General features: G+C 63.5%; 1 protein-coding gene. It reads right to left on the bottom strand.

Going from position 1 to position 627, the window contains the following annotated elements:
• The coding region (locus tag SB772_RS39080; protein WP_410838398.1) for a histidine kinase dimerization/phospho-acceptor domain-containing protein at window positions 1-627 on the bottom strand (627 nt) is incomplete at both ends.

The following is a 627-nucleotide window of genomic DNA, read 5'->3' as shown; positions in this document are numbered from 1 at the left end:
AGGCCCAGCCTGGTCCGGTTGAAATCGGTGAGGTCATCAAGCAACGCCTGCATCCGGGCTCCGCTACGTATCAGGCGGGCGGCGGCTTCCGATACCCGCTCCCCGGCATTCAGCGCCGCCAGATACGTTGCAGTCACCTGAATCGCCTGGAGGGGGCTGCGCATGTCGTGCCCCAGCATGCCAAGCAGGAGGTTACGACTCTGCTCGACCTGCGCGCTGAAAAAGCCGACCGATTCAGCCAGTGCCTGATCGATCGCTTCGTTGAAGCGAATGACGTCGTCCAGGTCAGGCGCTTCGGGCGCGCAATCGTCCATCCACAAGCGAAGCACGCTTGCGCGCAGTGCGCGATATTCGGCGGCGAGCTGATTGATATTGAAGCCGGCCCGTGCCCGCAGAAGGGCATGCGTTTGCGCGGCGGTTTCGGTCGCGTCGGTCAGGCTGGGGCCCCGCCCCAATGATTTTTCTCGTTGGGCTTCCCTGGTTTGCGAAGTCCGCAAGTCCTTCGCCACGGCGTGCAGGATATGCTGCGCGTGGTTGCGTAATGCCAACGATTCCATGTTTGCTGCCGCCGGCAGGAGGGTGGCGGCGAACGCCTCCCATTGCGCCAGAATCGGCTCGATGTCGCGC

Origin of the sequence: Paraburkholderia sp. SIMBA_030, assembly GCF_046535245.1 — a bacterium.
In the GTDB taxonomy this organism is placed as follows: Bacteria; Pseudomonadota; Gammaproteobacteria; order Burkholderiales; family Burkholderiaceae; genus Paraburkholderia.
Note: the sequence above shows the minus strand (reverse complement) of the source record. Positions and strands in the feature narration are given on the sequence as shown.